The following is a 17795-nucleotide window of genomic DNA, read 5'->3' as shown; positions in this document are numbered from 1 at the left end:
GGCTTACCTCTCTACCCGTGCAAGCGTCATCAACCCACAGCCGTAACCACGCGCGCGACCAATGCCTTGTTGCAGTGTTGTTCGCAGAGCATCAGCATTAGACACCTCTAGCAAGCCTGAAAATCTTGCTTGCAAGATTTGGGTCCGTGAACGTCGGTTGCCAGATTGAGAAGACTTCTGAAAGTTGAGAGTTTTCCGCTCAAGAAGTTGCGGAACATCGGTCAAATTCCATGATCCTAACTCTGCATCGGGACTTTCTGGGATCGGAGCTAGCTCAAAACCTGCGCTCGGAGCTTTTTTATAGAGCCATTCCAGCTGATGCTTTTCCGAAACGTGAGCTTTGACCTTGCCACGTTTACCATCCCGCCATTCTGAATAAGTCGGGTTAGCAACGAGCTCAAAGCGCCATCGCTGGCCCTTCTTAAGTGAATCCAACAGCCTTGCATAGTCCGCACTCAATCCAGGCCGTGTCGCCCACCCAGCTTGTTCAACGATGTGCTCCAACGATGGTTTTTCAGGACCAACGATATAAAGAACCGTGCTGTTTTTGGAGCTGTCGACTCTCCACAAAATCCGAGATTCGTCAGTTGAAACATCTGGAGGAAAGGCACCGGCAACAGCCGCATGCAATGCTTGCGGCTGAGTAAGAAGTTTCGCGCCTTGCCTGCGCAATGGATTCAGCATTAGCTTGCTAAAAGTAGTCATGCATTGATCACCGCATCCATAAATCCATCATCTAGTTCTGCTTTCTTTCCATCAGGATTATCTAAGGTGACAAACTCGTTTTGCACAACTTTCCGCCACCCATACCGACGGTGAGTAGAACTAAAAGAAATTGGTACATCTTGGCGAAGAATACCATCTTCATTTTCATCCGCGTCACGGAAGATTGGCAATGAAACAGTAGTGCCGCACTCCTTTTCATGCACTGGAGTGGCATGCCAAATCTTGTGCTCCTGAAGTGCGTCAACGGCCGGACTTTCTGTGATACCTAGAACAAGATTGGGCGGGGCCGGGCAAGAGCGTCGTCCCAAAAAGATGGGATACTTCGGAGCACGAAGTGCTTGTTCGAGTCCTTCAAGCATTTCTTTGTTAGGAGATTCGACTGCAGCAACAAACGCTGCATCAGACAGGAAATACCTAGTAATCAATTTTGCAGGGCTTCCGGGCTCACGTATCCAATCCTGAGCGGTCTGGTAATCTCTCAAAAGACTTCCAGACTGATCAACGCGAACAGCAAATCTGAGTTGTGCTAGATCTTCAACAGAATCTGTTCGACGTCGCCCTTCCGCGGAAGCCAACATCCCAACAATTCCTGACTTCGTTGGAGTAGAAGCCGTTCCACGAACTTTGAACCTTGATTCATCGCCCCATGATTGCATGGGACCTTTTAAAAGCAATAACAACGAATAACTCATGAGAGTCTCCACCCACTACTTGCTTAAAGCGGATTGGACGTTCGCAACGAGCTCCGACATTGTTACCTTTTCTGCTAGGCTTTCAAAGGCCTCGGCAGTCTGCCCGATTCCAAGTACGAAGGCTGCTTTTGGCTCGAGGCCGTAGGTGTCTTGGATTTCACGAGCCTCGTTGGCTAGAGCTACAGCACCTGCTTTCCGACGGCTTTCCGCGTCAGCCCCTTCTACCACCGATTCGAAAGCGTTAACTAGTGATACAGGGCGGGTATCGCGCACAGTAACGTAGACCAAGTCTGGAAGGGTTTGGTTCGCAAACGTGTTGATCTTGCCTGTTGGCATGGATTTTACGAATGCCTCAATGAACTCCCCCACTGCTTGAAGAGCGACTTCTTCTGAGTCAAGGTTTGCTCTAAGACCGTCAATATTGACGGTTGCGTAGCGGTATAGCGTTGACGACATCATCTGGACTGTGCCCAGCATTCCTGCACCAGTTTCCTCACCAGCTTCAGCTAGGTCATCAACAGCGGTGAAAAAGTCGAATTCTGGAGCACTCGCGTGGATACCTAACGCATGAGCAACCTGCACCGAAGCATCAACATTGTACGCAGCATCATCAGCAACCATGCGCCCGAACAATGACATATCAACTGAGTGCTTCGTATCGAGAATTTCTTGAGCAAGCTTCTTGGCGATTTTTTCTCCATCAGCTTTAGTGACTTCTTCGGCTGCGCGTTCAATCTGGTGCGGGCTCAGGAACAGTAGGTATCCGGTCTGAGGAAAATTCGCCTCGTTCAGAGCCTTTTCCAGCGCTTCTTTATCGAGGCCATCGCCATTCTTCTCGATTTTCTTAATCTTTGCAGCATCAACTGAAGTCTTAATCCCGGCTGCTTTGAACAGCTGTTCAACTGCTTCAATTGCGCGCTCCTGAGTCCAATCACTCTGTTCTTCTACCTTCTTGGCGATTTGGCCAGGCAGGCGCTTCGAACGGTCCCCCAAGGAATCTTTGTCGAAGTTATCGCGGAAGTAGCGGCGGATTGCGCGCTTCCAAGACTGTGAGGAAACACGCTGGCGAGGAACACCTCCGAATACGGCTGACTTTGGTGCACCGGTGTCGTCACGGTTGATCAACGACGGAGGCAAGGTCTGCAAGGCGTGGATATCAATAACTAAGGACATGAGAAATCTCCAATTCTTGTGAGATAGGGAAATAACAAAGGGTTGAGGTTTTATTCAGCTGTCTCGGCTGAACGGTCAAAATAGGTTCCGGATGCGAAGTCACGAGACCATCGCAGTTGAACGCGGTTTCGGGCAAGTTCGTCTTCAGCGTTCTTAGTCGAACGAACTAAGATCCGGAGATCTTGGGCAAAGCGTGCGTAGTCGAATGGCAAACCAGCGTTACGAAGCAAGCTGATGAGAGACCTCAGATGAACCGCCATCGAGTTTTCATCGCGACTGAGCAGCATTGCATCAAACCGTGGCTTTATCGAGTTTGAAGAACTTACCGCGTACAAGCGTCCACAGGCTTGAGCGAATCCAATGCCTGGTTCATGTGCCTTAGTCGTAGCGCCCTGCATATGCTGGGAAAACGACACTAGGGAGTAATAAACCGCTTTTTCGGAAGGCGTGAGCCAGTCATTTTTTCCGATCTCATCGTCGCTCAGCGGCGAGTAAAGCACTGAGAGAACAGATGCCAACGCCAACGGACTGTTATCCAGCTTCGTTGAGCCTGCCTTGCGCAGGTTCGCGAGCGCTCCACGCGCGTTTGCCTGCGCAGAATAGTTGGACGTCGATAGGTAATCATCTTGCATTCTTGAGACCGTTAAAGAAACACTTCGGAATAGTGAAAGCTTTTCGCTTTCCGCAGATTCTTGTATAGGGATTGTCACGATTCAGACACCTCACTTGATTGCTCTTGTTTCTGCTTACGGGGACGTGACTTCTTGGTGAGAGGAAGGGCCTTATCTAGCTTCCGAAGAAGACTAAATTGCAGGGACCCAACTGAGACCAAACGTCCCTTGTCACTTCCCTCTTGCTTAATCTCGCGACCTGAGTATGCATTCGGACCGAAGCCGCGAATCAGCTCGATAGCGGCGCTAGTGATCGTCGAGCGAACGATATTTTCCCATTCCCTGCATTGGTTATCGATGGATTCGGGTTCGAGTGACGCAAGCCACCGAGAGAACCGTGGTTCTAATTCTGCATATACTCCATCAGCCAAGGATGCATCGAAGTTGTACTCTCCGCCTACAGCCTGGTTTAGCTGGCCAGAGAATATTCCCAGTTCTTTTACTGCGTCACCGGTATTTTTCGCTGATGCACGGACTGCAGTTCGAATGGCTAGTCCAGACTCCGTATCTTTCAATACTGACAATGCCAGACCTAAGTTTGAACTCACGATCGTTCCATATACGCTGCTTTGAGGCCCATACTCCATGGATACAATCCGAACATCTAGGGCTTGATCATCCAAATACCCATCAGATGCAAGAGTTGCAAGATTATCGAGCGTCATTGGCCGGATTGGGGCCTTATGCTTGCCTGTAAATCCGCCATCTAACGAGGTGACAATTAGGGCATCTAGGGAGCGCCACATCGTCCGGTTTCTCTCGTACGGCATGGGGTAATACGCGTCCAAGTCTTTTTTCGACTGGTTTGGACTATACCGGTAGGGAGTCATCGGGTCGTCCATAACGTTCTTCCCGGCATCAGGAATTTTGTCGCCATTGGAAATAATGACTGCAGTGGCACGATCGCCGTGAAATTCCAGGCGAATCCGACGGGACTGCCATGTCGCAAGATCCGAGGGCCCGATTGGTTCAGGCTTTGCTCTTTCTGCCGAAGTATCTGGTTCCCGCTCCCATACAGGTTTGTCTTGCAATACATCTGCCCCAGCTTGAGTGCTGAGCACACAAGCTAGAACCGTGTTTAGTAAAAGGGTCTCTAGCAAACTGTGCTCGCTTAAGACAATGGTCCCACCAGTCATGCCAGACCAGCCAGTACCGATTGGGTATCCCTTTCCGCCCTTAACTCGCGAATCTCCAACTGCTCCGGTCTTGATGCCTGAGTAGTCGAATGCTTGCGCGTGGATTAGCCACCTGGCGGCCTCAGCATAGTCTAAAGATTCCCGCCCAGACGCAGTACGCATCGTGAACAAATCATCGGCGGAGTCCGGAATAATTGTCGCGATGGGTTTTGATTCTCCATTCATCGCTTGCAAATTGCTCACTTGCATAAACGGCATCTCGACACCAACAAGATCGAAGCGATCCCAGTAGTCCTCTAAATATCCTAGGACGACGTCATCGCGGTTTTCGGATACAAGTTCGTCTCGCAGTTCAGTAAACCAGTCATCCCAATGAAATGCCTGTTTTGCTTTTCGATTATCCAAACTCGTATGTAAATCATGTGCATGCGCGCGCCAGAAAATAGCAAGTAGAACGCGCAAGACAGAGTAATCTTGAGTCGGAGAATCACCAATAATGCTCAAGACTCTTGGGCTACCTTCAAAAATTTGTCGGATGCTCAACAAATGCGCTTTGCCTTCTGTATCCATGCATGAAATCCATGGCTCATCAATCAGATTGAATGATGGATTTTCATTCGCCATTCTCAGCCTCCTTTCCTCCAAATGTGTTGTGTAACAGGGTTTGAAATTACGATGTGCTCCCTCCTGAACGGAGGTGCTCTCATCATACGACTAGGTACGGACACTACTGGTTTCCTTCGTTCAGGATTTCGATTCCCAAGTCACTTGAGTAACGAACGCTGTGCCTTCCCAGGGTTGTCTCACCGACTTCTTCAAGACACAAGGCAACGGATCCTTTGAGCAAATAGTGTTTATTCCAAGATATTGGAGTCCCAATCTCTAAAGCATCGATTACCGCTAAGAAGTCACTTTCAAATTTCGTGATTCGTCCTGGAAGTCGAACCGTGCTTGCCGCTAATTTGCGAGCAGTTTGATAGTCCAAGTCTTCATTGGGATCCACGATCTGCTCATTTTCTCCCCAAAGTCGGTATCCATTTTCTAGGACAACAATTGGGATGACTTCGATGGTCGGTTCGATGTCGCGAACTTGGGCTAAACCCGCCTCTTCGGAGTCCTTTATGCCAAGGTCGAACAGTTCCTTGAGGTGCTTCGCGGACCAAGGCGATGGAATTCGGAAATTCTGAGACCTTTTTAGTGCACTGGATTTCTTTGCATTACTTTCTGCCACAGCTTCGTTCCAAACGACTTCCCAGCCTTTCGGAACCAATTGGCCTGGAGAATAAGTAGCTCTCACAAAAGGCGCAGTATCATCCGGTCTCCGGAAGTTACGCAATCCTCCTTGCCCATCCATTAACTCGCGATAAGTACTGATAAGCACCTTCGTGTCATAGACAGCAGCCGTACCGGATTCAAACTCAAGATCAGGCGGTTGTACTTCTACACCGCGCAAAAAGACCTTGGGCTCACGAAGACGCTCAGGACGGTCAGAATCAGGTCGACGATGTCTATGGACGCGCCCGATTCGTTGCACCAGCAAGTCCATAGGGGCAAAATCTGTGATCAATGCGTCAGCATCTATATCCAAACTTTGCTCAGCTACCTGTGTTGCTACAACTATCCGCCGTGAAGGCCTCCCTGAACTAATATGAGAATCCGGTCCAAGCTCCTTACGAAGCTTCGCTTCCTTAGCCATCCTCTCCCAAGCAATAAAACCCGAGTGATGGAGAACGACTTCATCAGGGTCTTGAAACCGTTCGCGGAGTTCCCGGAAAGCAGACTGCGCTCGAGCAATCGTGTTGCAGATAATAAGTAGGCAGCCTCCTTCCCCAACCAATGCTTCAACATTTGTCAGAAACTCATCTTCTCCCAACAATTCAAGGCTAAGAACAGCATCCGTGGGAGGCGGATTAATTGGGATTTGTTTAACAGCCTCATCAGTCCCGATGGAGAATAGCGGATATGCATTATCGAATTCAGTGGGAATTTCTGCATCTGTATAAGCTTCAATAAGTTCATTACGACGCTCGGGTGGCAAAGTTGCAGTCATCACGATGACTGTGACGCCATAGCTACTTAGCCACTCGATAGTCGTGCGGATGTATTCCGAGGTGTACACATCGTACGAATGGATTTCATCGAAGATTACAATCTTTCCAACAATCCCTACGTGCCGGAGCATCGAGTACCGCTTCTTCAGTGACATCATTAACACCTGGTCGATGGTTCCAACGACCAGGTTCGATAAAAGTCCCCTATTTCGACCGGAGAACCACTGCCTCGCCACGACGTTTCCGAACTCGTCGGTGTCCCGTCCAATTTCTTTGAACCGCAAGTCCTGGAAATCCTCAGACAGAGAGTTCTTCGAGTGTGCCAAGTTCAGCGACACTGCATCATTGCTTGGAGCTGAATTGCTCGCCCATAGTCTTGTACGCGCGAAGAGCCCATCGGCGGTAGCCATTGTTGGTGTTGCGAAGAATATTCCCTGAGCACCAGTATTTTCACCGATAATCTGAGCAGCAGCAAGACCAGCTTCGGTTTTCCCAGCACCTGTCTCAGCTTCCAGGATGATTATCGAGGGCTTCTTTAATACCTTCACTTGTTCAACTAGAACTCGCTGCACCGTTCGAGCTTTAAACGAGCTAGGCCAAGAAAAGAGCTGCTGGAACTCAGCATCTATGTCATTCCACTCCCGCGCTGCAGGCGCCCAAGGGCCTGTAAGTTGTACGTGTTTGTCTGCGTTTGAAACGCGTTCGACTTGGGTTCCTCCTCCCAATGCAAAGGCGTCTACGTTCGAGGCAATCCAGTCAGCCATAACGACCAGCCCAGTTAGAGTCTGCAGAACGCCGCTATCAATTCGGCGGAGCTTCTTGAGATTCTCTAGCACGGGAACGATTCCGGTCATTTCGGCAATGCCCTCAAGAAGCTCATTGTGTACCCTGCGCCAGCGCGCATCAAAAGCGTTAAAAATATTCAGAGTTTCTTCATTAATTGCTTCATCGGCAATACCGTGATGCGCGCCTGACACTGAGGCAATTGAGTTACTAAGCGGCTTCTTGCATCCTTGTTCAAGAAGCCATTGCTGCAGGATGATGGCCGAAGCAATACTGTGTGGGAAACGTTCAATTTGAGTCTCGGCAACAGACTTCTCCATGGGAAGACCAGCAGCGATAACTGCATCGACCAAGTACTGATATTCAGAGTTCTCAAGTTGCTCTTGGAAGGATACGGTGGCTTTCCCCATGTCATGAGTTGCTGCCAACCATATATAAAAAATCCTAACCTCGTCTGGACTCAGCCCAAGCGATTCACTAAGTAATGACATCATCGGTTTAGATATCCAACGATCCGCAATCAGTGCTGCTGCACAAGCAGAATCAACAAGATGCTGCGGCAATGACAGTGAGTTAATTCCGTCACCACTTTTAGCCCATAAGGCTTGCGCCTGAGCGCTGAGAGAACGAACCCAACCATCTGTTGACTTAGCAAACTCAAACGTCGCTTCAGGTAGACCGCTCCCCTGAACATTCCGATATCCTACTTGTCCCCACTTCATAGAAATCCTCCAAAATTTCTCCGCATGTTCAAGCAATAAGATAACCTAGGAATGGAAATAGCCATACAAATGCACCCTGATGAAGTAAGTTAATTATTTCGCTGTTCTTTCCTCAAGATATCCTACGGTTTAGACTTGTGCAAGAGTTTCCGTAGAATTGCTTCCGTCATATCCGTTCCCGGCATGGCCGGGATGAGCCGTTACTACATCCGATTCTAGTCAGCTCAATGACACTTCCCCGCACCGGCAGGGATCAAAAAATCGGCAAGGAGCATGTGCTATCCTGCCGATTTCTTATGTGCGGGGTCGTTCCCCCTGCCCTGGGGTTTAGATATTGGTGACCTCAAACTGCAAGCGTGGGTGGGCAAAGAATTCTTGGGATTCGATGAGTTGCAGTTCCTCGGTGCCGGCTTCGAAGGTGGTTTGTAGAAGGTCGAAGACGGAGGAGGCCGTGCGGGCAAGGGCGACGGAGGCGTCCTTGGTTTCGGTGTAGTGACCGGCAAAGAGCGCGGTGGTGACATCACCGGAGCCGTTGCGCTTGAATGGCAGGTGCGGGGTCTTCACAATGTAGACATCGTCGCCGTCGGCGGCAATCATTTCAATGCTGCCCTCTTCGGTTTCAGGGCGCTGCACGGAAGTGACCAGCACGATGCGTGGGCCCATGGCCTGTGCGGCCTTGATGGCATCGAGGGTTTCTTCCAGGGTGCCCACCTTTTTACCGGTGAGGAAGCCCAGTTCAAACTGGTTTGGGGAGATAATGTCCGCGACTGGCACGACCTTGTCGCGCAGCAGAGGAGGAATTTCATCGGAGACGAAGCAGCCGGACTTCTCATTGCCCATCACAGGATCACACGCGTAAAGCGCGTCGGGGTTTACTTCCTTGATGCGGGTGACGGCATCAACAATCGCGCCGGCGATGTCCGGGCCACCCTGGTAGCCGGAGACAATGGTGTTGATCTTTTCAAAAGCACCGCGGCGGCCAATGCCGTCGATGATGCTGGTGACATCTTCAGCAGAAACCAGCGGGCCGCCCCAATCACCGTAGCCGGTGTGGTTGGAGAAGTTGACGGTGTGCACGGGCCATACCTCGTGGCCGATACGCTGCAGCGGGAAGACAGCTGCAGAGTTACCGACATGGCCAAATGAAACGTGCGACTGGATCGACAGGATATTCATGCCCATCATGTTACTCCCGCCACCATTTCAGCCAGAAACTAGCGTGGAGTTTTCATTCTTGCTGAACTAGCTCAAGCTAGTTGAAGTCGGTATCAATCTGCTCGTCCAGGGTTTCGCGGTCGGCTGCGGATGGAAACGCCTTCGGCCCTGACGGCTTCGGCTGGAAAGTCAAACCACGCTTGGCCAGGGAGTCATACCAGTCGGCGAGCAGCTCATTTTGAAGTGCGAACATCTCTTGTTCCTCAGCTGGGGTGCCGTGGTCATAACCCAGCAAGTGCAGGCAGCCGTGGGTGGTCAGCAGCGCCAGCTCATGTGAAAGCGAGTGACCGGCAGCTTGTGCTTGGCGCTCCGCGAAAGCCGGGCACAGCACAATATCGCCCAGCATCGCAGGACCAGCTTCCGGAGAATCCGGACGTGGGCTCATCGCACCGGGGGTCAGCTCATCCATCGGGAAGCTCATCACATCAGTTGGACCTTCCAGATCCATCCAGCGCACGTGTAGTTCCTCAATGGTCTCTAGATCCACACACGTCATGGTCAGCTCCACATCAGGGCTGACATCCATCGCGCCTAGGGCGAAGGAGGCGACGTCAATGAGCATTTCCTCATTGACACCGTCGAAACCGGACTCGTTGAAAAATTCGATGCTCATTAATTCATGTCCTTCGCTTGAGCGTCATAAGTGTCATAAGCGCTGACAATCCGGCCCACCAGCTGATGGCGCACAACGTCGCTGGCGCGCAGGTCCGCAAAATGCACGTCCTCAATATTGTTCAAGATGTTACGCACCAGGCGCAGGCCAGACACCTGCCCGCTTGGCAGGTCGACCTGGGAGATATCACCGGTGACCACAATCTTGGAACCAAAACCCAGACGGGTCAAAAACATCTTCATCTGCGCCGCGGTGGTGTTTTGTGCCTCGTCCAAGATGACGAACGCGTCATTCAAGGTCCGGCCACGCATATACGCCAGCGGTGCTACCTCAATAATGCCGGCGTCCATGAGCTTAGGAATCATTTCTGCTTCCATCATGTCGCGCAAGGCGTCATACAGCGGGCGCAGATAAGGGTCAATCTTGTCATTCAAGGTGCCCGGCAAAAAGCCCAGCTTCTCCCCCGCCTCAACGGCCGGGCGGGTCAGGATAATCCGGCTGACCTGCTTGTTCTGCAGTGCCTGCACTGCCTTTGCCACCGCCAGATAGGTCTTACCGGTACCGGCGGGACCAATGCCAAAGACAATGGTGTTGTCATCAATCGCCTGCACATACTCGGTTTGGCCCACGGTCTTTGGGCGCACGCGCTTGCCGCGACGGGACACAATATCTGCCGCCAGGGCCTGGGAAACCGTCTCCGGGGCGTCCACGGCAATCATGTCAATGGTGTGCTTGACCGTATCCGGGGTCACCGCATGTCCGCGGCGCGCTATGGCTTCGAGTTCTTCCAAAGCCTTCTTTGCGCGCGCTACTTCAAAGTCCGGTCCGGTAACCGTGACGGTGTTGCCACGGGCAAACAGGTCCGCGTCCAAGAGGTTGTTGAGCACGCGAAGGTTGTCATCAGCCGGTCCCAGCACAGAGCTGGTGTAGGCAGAGTCCACGTCAAACTTCTTTGTAATGATAGCCACGTTGTTCAATCTACCAGCGCTCCTTACCATCGATTTGTGCGTACCCCGATGGCGGCCAAAGCCACCATGCCTGCCGATGCCGTCCGCAGAACCTCTGGACCTAACTTCACCGGGTGAGCGCCGGCTGCTTTCAGTGCGTCGAGTTCATCTGCACCGATGCCACCTTCAGGACCAATGAGCAGAACCACATCCGCCTGTGAAGTTGGCTCATCATGAACCAACTTCACGGACTTGATGGAGTCCATCGCGTCTTCATGCAGGACATAAATAAGCGGAGTACTGTCGAATTTCTCTGATTGTTGCAGGTAATGCACCAGCTGCGGGGTGGTCAGCGGGCCGGAAACATGTGGGATGCGGGTGCGGCGGGATTGCTTGGCGGCGGATTCCGCCTGCGCTTGCCACTTCTGCAGCGCCTTGGGTGCTTTCTTGGCGTCCCACTTAGCGATGCACCTGTCGGACTGCCACGCTATGAACTCATCGGCACCGGCCTGAGTGGCCAGGTCAATGGCAAGTTCGGAGCGCTCTGACTTCGGAATCGCTTGCACCACTGTCACCCGCGGATTCGGAGCCGGGGTTTGTCCCACAGTATCCACGCGGACAATCAGTTCATCTTTGCCGGCGGTCTCCTGCACAGTCGCTTCGACGTACAGCCCCTCATGCTCCCGGAAATATGCCTCAGCGTTTTCCCCTGGGGAGTGAATCAGCAGGACTTGCTCGCCCGGCGCGGTGCGCTTGACGGTCACCGCGTGCCGGCCTTCGGGGCCGGTTAAGGAGATTACATCGCCTGCGGCTACGCCGGCAAGGTTCGGGTGTAGAAACGCAGGCAAAGACATAGGTTAACTCCTCGCTTCACTCGTCGTTAACGGCGGAATTTATCACGGAGGCGGTCGAAGAAGCCTTCGCCGTCGTTGTCATCGGCAGACTGCACCTTGGTGGCTTCTTCGCGCTTGTCGCGGATCTGCTCCAGCATTTCCTTGGTCTTCTTGTCCAAGTTGGTGGGAACCACAACATCGACGTGTGCATAAAGCTTGCCGTGGCCATCGGTGCGCAGGCGTGGCATGCCCTTGCCGTCGAGCTCGATGGCTTCACCTGGCTGGGTGCCTGGCTCGATATCGATGTCGAAGGTTTCGCCGTCGAGGTGCTCGATGGGGAATGAGGTACCAAGGGCGGCGTCGACCATCGGCACGCGTACGGAGACGTGCAAGTCATCGGCGTCGCGTTCAAAGACGGGGTGCTTTTGGGTGTGCACCTCAACATAGAGGTCACCGGCTGGGCCACCACCGTGACCAACTTCGCCCTGGTCTGCCATGCGGATGCGCATACCATCACCAATACCCGCTGGGATGTTGACCGTCAGATCGCGGCGCTTCTTTACACGGCCATCGCCGCCACAGTGGTTACAAGGATCGGTGATAACTTCACCGAAGCCTTGACACTGTGGACAAGGACGGGACGTCATCACATTGCCAAGGAAAGAGCGCTGTACTTCCTGAATTTCACCGGCGCCACCACAGCCAGTACAGGTCACTGGTTTCGCCTTGGATGCGGAACCGGAACCGGAGCAACGGTCACACAACACCGCGGTATCCACGGTGACGGTCTTGCGCATACCGGCGTACGCCTCTTCCAGCGTAATGCCGGTGCGCAGCAGCGCATCATTGCCCGGCTGCACACGGGAGCGTGGGCCACGGCCCTGGCCGCCGCCGGCGCCGCCGAAGAACTCAGCGAAGATATCGCCCAGGCCACCGCCGCCGAAGCCACCACCAAAGCCGCCGGCGCCACCGCCGCCCTGCTGCTCCATTGGGTCAGATCCCATGTCAACTACGCGGCGCTTCTGCGGATCCAGAAGAACTTCCTGCGCTAATGAAGCTTCACGGAACTTCTCCGCTGCTTCTTCATCGCCGGGATTAACATCTGGGTGGTACTTGCGCGCCAGTTTGCGGTAAGCCTTCTTAATTTCCTGATCGGAAGCGTTGGATTCCACGCCTAAGATGCCGTAGTAGTCACGAGCCATGGGGAGATTAAATTCCTTTTCGTTGTAATCAATTCGGTCTAGCTATTCTGCATTTACTCATGTCCGAGGATATCGCTGACATAGTGTGCAACGGCGGAGACCCGGGACATTGTTCCTGAATAGTCCATGAATGTGGGGCCCACCACGCCGAGACCACCAAGAATTTCACCTTCGGTGCCATAAGCGGTGGTGACCACGGAGGCTTGGCGCAGCTGATCATCATCATGTTCTTCACCAATAACCACGGAGATGTTGCCCACCTCAGGCACACGCGTGAGCAGATTGAGCACCACGACTTGCTCTTCGAGTGCTTCCAAGATCCCGGACAGGTCAATGCCGCGACCTGGGAAAGAGTTGCGCGTCAGGTTTGGGGTGCCGGCCAGAAGGTAGCGCTCTGCTGGATATTCCACCAGGGTCTCTACCAATACTGTCGCGGCATTACGAAGGTGCGGGCGGATATCCAGCGGTGCAGATTCCTCAAGCTCACTGAGATGCGCGGTTGCCGCAGACAGTGTCTTGCCCGCTAAAGCGTCATTGATAATGTCGCGCAGGCGCAGAACATCTTCGGGTTCAATGACTGCATCAAGTTCCACGTTGCGTTGTTCCACGCGTCCGGTATCAGTAATAACCACCAGCAGCAGACGCACTGGCGATAGTGCTACTACTTCACAGTGCTTGACGGTGGACACCCGTAGGTTTGGCATCTGCACCACTGCGGCGGAGTTGGTTACTTGCGCCAGCATGCGCGCTGCCCGATGCAACACGTCTTGCAAGTCCACGCCACCTTCGAGGAAGGTCAGCATAGCTTTGCGCTCAGGCCGCGACAGTGGCTTGAGATCATGAAGTGAATCCACAAAGACGCGGTAGCCCTTTTCCGTGGGGATGCGCCCGGATGATGCATGCGGTTGGGTAATGAGTCCTTCAGATTCCAGCACCGCCATGTCATTGCGGATAGTCGCTGAAGAAACCCCTAATTGGTAGCGCTCTAGCAGCGCCTTGGAACCAACAGGTTCCTGCGAGGAGATAAAGCCTGCAACGATAGCGCGCAGGACTTCTTTACGCCTGGCGTCTGTGATACTCGACATTTAGCACTCGCCTCCTTCGAATGCTAAATCTTACCCCACCACCATATCGCTTGCGAACTTCCAAGTTCCCCAGAGCTAAAACAACTTTTAGTTGTCTTTAGCTCTAGCTCTCTTCAGCTAAGAGCAGGTCGGTAATGATGCCATCGGCAAGCAAGCGGCCGGAGCGGGTGACGTGCAAGCTGGTGTCATCGGCGAGCAAACCGCGATCAATGAACCCATCGATCATCGGCTGTGCCTTATCAGAGAGCAAGGTGCGGTCAATGCCTTCGCGCAGGCGCAGGCCAAGCATGATCTTTTCCATGTGGTGCTCGGAATCGGTCAACGTTTCTGTATCCGCGATGGGCAGCTCATCCGCGCCCACCATGTTGATGTAGCGGCCCGGCAGCTTCACGTTGTAGAAACGCTGATCACCTAAGTGCGAGTGCGCACCGGGGCCGGCGCCCCACCAATCGTGATCGCGCCAATAGATCATGTTGTGGCGGCACTCCCCGCCTTCCTTCGCCCAGTTGGACACCTCATACCAGCCAAAACCGGCGTTATCGAGGGTATCCGCGATGATGTCATAACGCCGGGCCATAGTGTCCTGGTCCGGCATGGGAAGCTCACCCTTTTTCACTTTGCGCGCCATGCGCGTGCCGTCTTCGACAATGAGCGAATAGGCGCTGATGTGGTCCACCCCAGTCTCTAATGCCAAGTCCAAGGTACGGCGGACATCATCATCTGTCTCCGTCGGCGTTGCATAAATCATGTCCAAGTTGACGTGCTCAAAGCCCGCCGCCTTGGCTTCTTTGGCCGCCGCGAAAGGACGGCCCGGGGTGTGCGCGCGCTCCAAGACCTGCAAGACGTGGGAGGCCGCGGACTGCATCCCCAGGCTCACACGGGTAAACCCAGCGTCCTTGATTTGAGCGAAGAATTCCGGCGAGGTGGACTCCGGATTGGACTCCGTGGTGATTTCCGCGCCTTCCGAAATCCCGAAGGTATTGCGCGCGGCATTAAGAACGCGGGTTAGTCCTTCCCCACCCAATAAGGAGGGGGTGCCGCCGCCGACAAAGATGGTGTCAGCGGGACGATTTACTTTCGCGGCCGCCAGTTCTAATTCACGTTCAAGTGCGTCTAAGTATGGGCCTGTGAGATCACGCGGGCTTCCCAGCTCACCGGGGGTATAAGTGTTGAAATCACAATAGCCGCAGCGCGTTGCGCAAAACGGCACATGGATATAAAGCCCAAACGTGTCCTTCATGGCCATTACACTAACGGTTATCACGAAATCCGTGTAATCTTGTCACATCATTTACTTAATGATATGAACGCTTTACTCAACCAAAGAAAGGCACCCGCTGGTGGAACCTCCGAGTCGATGTCCCCGCTACCAAAATCCTAGGTGGTGGGGATCACTATGATGACCGCAATTTTTATGATTCTCGCAGGCATCGTAGTTATTGGCCTGATCATCGTTGCAAACGCCTTCTTCGTAGCGCAAGAATTTGCCTACATGTCGGTCGACCGCGCCCAGCTTCGAACGCTGGCAGCAAGCGGCGACAACCGCGCGCAACGTGCACTTAAAATTACTCAAAAAACATCCTTCATGCTCTCTGGCGCACAGCTGGGCATCACGGTGACAGGCCTGCTCATTGGCTATGTCGCTGAGCCCCTAGTTGGCCAGGGACTCGGCATTTTGCTGGGTGGCGTTGGCATTCCAACCGCCGTTTCGGTTGGTGTTGGTACTGTCCTGGCGCTGGTGGCGTCCACGATTGCCACAATGTTGTTCGCGGAGCTGTTCCCGAAGAACTACACCATTGCCGCGCCAATGAACTCCGCACTGTGGCTGGCAACCCCATCCATTGTCTTCCTCAAGATTTTCGGACCACTGGTCCACTTCTTCGAGTACTCTTCCAACGCCATCTTGAGACTGTTCAAGATTGAGCCTTTGGAAGACGTGGATTCTTCCGCTACTTCAGATGACCTGGAATCCATCATGGATAATTCCCGCGAATCTGGCGATTTGGATGATGACACCTACTTGGTGCTCGACCGTCTGCTGCACTTCCCTCACGATGATGTGGACCACGCGATGGTTCCACGTTCGCGTACTGACGTTGTGGATCCAGAGACCACCGTCGCTGAGGTGCGTGAGCTGATGTCCACTAATCACACCCGCTACCCAGTCATTGATGATGAGCACAACCCAGTGGGCATTGTGCATCTTTTTGATGTCCTGACGTGGCAAGGTGACCAGCAGGCGCCCGTGACCGAAGTGATGAAGGAATCCGTCGTGGTTCCGGAGCTGATGTCTTTGCCAACGCTGGTGGAAGAACTCCAGCAGGCCGATGAAAAGATGGCCTGTGTCATTGATGAATACGGCGGCTTCGTCGGCATTGTTACCCTTGAGGACCTCGCTGAGGAAATCTTGGGCGATATCACCGATGAGCACGACGTCGAAGAGACCGAAGAGATCACCGAGCAAGACGACACGCATTGGCTTGTCGATGGCGATACGCCGCTGGATGAAATCGAGCGCGCCATTGGCCATGACCTGCCCGAAGGTGACTTTGAAACCATCGCTGGTCTGCTCATCGCGCACACCGGTGCTTTGGTGGTCGAAGGTGAAACCCACACCATTGACTTGGAAGCAGAGCCCGAAGACTGGGTGGAAGAAGATGCCCCGAAGCGTCATTTAAATATCCATGTGCAAGAAGTTGACCGCCACGTCCCTTCTGTCTTGGCAATTGAGTTGGTTGAAGAAGTTGCGAATGATGATGACGACAGGGACGCTGATGACGCCCCAGTCTCTGAATCTAGCGATGAAGGGCAGGTGCGCTAATGGATAGCTGGATTGTGAATCTGATTGTCACCATCGTGGTGATTATCCTGTCTGCTTTCTTTGTCATCATTGAGTTTTCTTTGATGAGTGCGCGTCGCAACCGTCTGGAAGAAACCGCTGAGACTTCTCGCGCATCACGCGCTGGTCTGCGCTCTCTCAATGAGTTGACCATCATGTTGGCCGGTGCCCAGCTGGGCATTACCGCCGCTACCTTCATTTTGGGTGCGGTGACCAAGCCGTGGGTTCACCACTTGTTGATGGTTCCATTGGAAGCAATGGGCTTGCCGATGGGCATCGCTGACGTTGTTTCCTTCATCCTCGCCCTTTTCATCGTGACCTTCTTGCACCTGGTTATTGGTGAAATGGCTCCGAAGTCCTGGGCGATTACCCACCCTGAAACCGCACTGGGCATGATCGCAATTCCGGCCCGTGGCTTCATCTGGTTGTTCCGCCCACTGCTGGTGTGGATCAACAATATGGCGAACACCCTGGTGCGCCGCACTGGTGAAACCCCAGTTGACCGCGCTGGCGCTGCTGGCTATGACGTGGATACGCTGCGCACTCTGGTGGAGCACTCCCGTGAGACCGGCACCTTGGATGAGTCCTCAGCGTCGCAGATCACCGGCGTGATTGAGCTGGAAACCTCCACCGTCGGCGAGTTCGCTCGCCTCCACGGCTCGGAGATTGTGCCGTTGCCTTCCGATGCCACGGTTGCCGAACTACAGTCCCTGTGCATTTCCAAGAACATCATGCGTGCGTTGATCTACACCAAGAATTCACGCATGCCGCAGGTTGTGCACGTTCGTGACACCCTGTTGGCGCAACCTGATGAGCCAGCTCTGCAATTCTCCCGCCCAGCGTTGACCGTTGCCGGTTCTACTACCGTGCAGCACACGCTTGACCACATGCGTGCTCGTAATGAGCAGATGATCATCGTGGGCAAGTCCAACAACAAGCCTGGCGCCCAAGCCGTCTGGATCTTGACGTGGAACAACATCATGAACCAGCTGTGGCCACAAATTACGGAGGAGTTGGACAAGGTTCCTACTCTCCCACCAGAAGAGCGCGCGGCCTTCCGCCGCCCGCAAGCACCTGGTGAAGAAAGCTAGGACTTAGCTCAAGCAT

15 protein-coding genes are annotated in these 17795 nt (G+C 53.4%); 2 read left to right on the top strand and 13 right to left on the bottom strand.

What is annotated here, in order from left to right:
* Nucleotides 1-3 precede the first annotated feature (3 nt).
* The 13 genes from cas6e to hemW all read right to left on the bottom strand — a co-directional run bounded on the left by cas6e (nucleotide 4) and on the right by hemW (nucleotide 15089).
* Nucleotides 4-705 carry a type I-E CRISPR-associated protein Cas6/Cse3/CasE gene (cas6e, locus tag CCASEI_RS04520; protein WP_006822356.1) on the bottom strand — a complete coding sequence of 234 codons (702 nt, stop codon included), beginning with the start codon at nucleotides 703-705 and terminating at the stop codon, nucleotides 4-6.
* Nucleotides 702-1418, bottom strand: coding sequence for a type I-E CRISPR-associated protein Cas5/CasD (gene cas5e, locus CCASEI_RS04515; RefSeq protein WP_025387267.1), 717 nt, complete (start codon nucleotides 1416-1418; stop codon nucleotides 702-704). Before cas5e ends, cas6e begins: the two co-directional genes overlap by 4 nt.
* Before the next feature lie 15 nt (nucleotides 1419-1433).
* Nucleotides 1434-2591, bottom strand: a complete 1158-nt coding sequence (gene cas7e / locus CCASEI_RS04510; RefSeq protein ID WP_025387266.1) for a type I-E CRISPR-associated protein Cas7/Cse4/CasC — start codon at nucleotides 2589-2591, stop codon at nucleotides 1434-1436.
* Nucleotides 2592-2641: 50 nt separating this feature from the next.
* Entirely contained in the window at nucleotides 2642-3223 is a 582-nt protein-coding gene (gene casB, locus CCASEI_RS04505) for a type I-E CRISPR-associated protein Cse2/CasB (protein WP_006822353.1), read from the bottom strand.
* Between the two features lie 74 nt (nucleotides 3224-3297).
* Nucleotides 3298-5022: a type I-E CRISPR-associated protein Cse1/CasA gene (gene casA / locus CCASEI_RS04500; RefSeq protein ID WP_006822352.1), complete on the bottom strand. Its 1725-nt coding sequence runs from the start codon at nucleotides 5020-5022 to the stop codon at nucleotides 3298-3300.
* 103 nt (nucleotides 5023-5125) lie between these two features.
* Complete coding sequence (locus CCASEI_RS04495) at nucleotides 5126-7954, bottom strand: CRISPR-associated helicase/endonuclease Cas3 (protein ID WP_006822351.1); 2829 nt, start codon at nucleotides 7952-7954, stop codon at nucleotides 5126-5128.
* A 327-nt stretch (nucleotides 7955-8281) separates the two neighbouring features.
* Nucleotides 8282-9130, bottom strand: coding sequence for a pyridoxal kinase PdxY (gene pdxY / locus CCASEI_RS04490; RefSeq protein ID WP_006822350.1), 849 nt, complete (start codon nucleotides 9128-9130; stop codon nucleotides 8282-8284).
* Between the two features lie 76 nt (nucleotides 9131-9206).
* Complete coding sequence (gene ybeY / locus CCASEI_RS04485) at nucleotides 9207-9782, bottom strand: rRNA maturation RNase YbeY (protein ID WP_006822349.1); 576 nt, start codon at nucleotides 9780-9782, stop codon at nucleotides 9207-9209.
* Entirely contained in the window at nucleotides 9782-10780 is a 999-nt protein-coding gene (locus tag CCASEI_RS04480; RefSeq protein WP_174401645.1) for a PhoH family protein, read from the bottom strand. The genes ybeY and CCASEI_RS04480 overlap by 1 nt, the downstream gene beginning before the upstream one ends.
* Entirely contained in the window at nucleotides 10774-11583 is an 810-nt protein-coding gene (locus CCASEI_RS04475) for a 16S rRNA (uracil(1498)-N(3))-methyltransferase (RefSeq protein ID WP_025387263.1), read from the bottom strand. The genes CCASEI_RS04480 and CCASEI_RS04475 overlap by 7 nt, the downstream gene beginning before the upstream one ends.
* Before the next feature lie 26 nt (nucleotides 11584-11609).
* Nucleotides 11610-12764 (bottom strand): molecular chaperone DnaJ, encoded by a 1155-nt coding sequence (gene dnaJ, locus CCASEI_RS04470; RefSeq protein ID WP_006822346.1) that lies wholly within the window; start codon nucleotides 12762-12764, stop codon nucleotides 11610-11612.
* Between the two features lie 53 nt (nucleotides 12765-12817).
* Nucleotides 12818-13849, bottom strand: coding sequence for a heat-inducible transcriptional repressor HrcA (hrcA, locus tag CCASEI_RS04465; RefSeq protein ID WP_006822345.1), 1032 nt, complete (start codon nucleotides 13847-13849; stop codon nucleotides 12818-12820).
* A 103-nt stretch (nucleotides 13850-13952) separates the two neighbouring features.
* Nucleotides 13953-15089: a radical SAM family heme chaperone HemW gene (gene hemW, locus CCASEI_RS04460; protein WP_025387262.1), complete on the bottom strand. Its 1137-nt coding sequence runs from the start codon at nucleotides 15087-15089 to the stop codon at nucleotides 13953-13955.
* 156 nt (nucleotides 15090-15245) lie between these two features.
* Between hemW and CCASEI_RS04455 the strand changes: the two genes are divergently transcribed.
* A complete protein-coding gene (locus CCASEI_RS04455) occupies nucleotides 15246-16670 on the top strand; it encodes a hemolysin family protein (RefSeq protein ID WP_025387261.1) in 1425 nt (474 codons plus the stop codon).
* Complete coding sequence (locus CCASEI_RS04450) at nucleotides 16670-17779, top strand: CNNM domain-containing protein (protein WP_025387260.1); 1110 nt, start codon at nucleotides 16670-16672, stop codon at nucleotides 17777-17779. The genes CCASEI_RS04455 and CCASEI_RS04450 overlap by 1 nt, the downstream gene beginning before the upstream one ends.
* Nucleotides 17780-17795 lie beyond the last annotated feature (16 nt).

Source organism: Corynebacterium casei LMG S-19264, assembly GCF_000550785.1.
GTDB lineage: Bacteria > Actinomycetota > Actinomycetes > Mycobacteriales > Mycobacteriaceae > Corynebacterium > Corynebacterium casei.
This window is presented reverse-complemented; position numbering and strand designations above follow the sequence as displayed.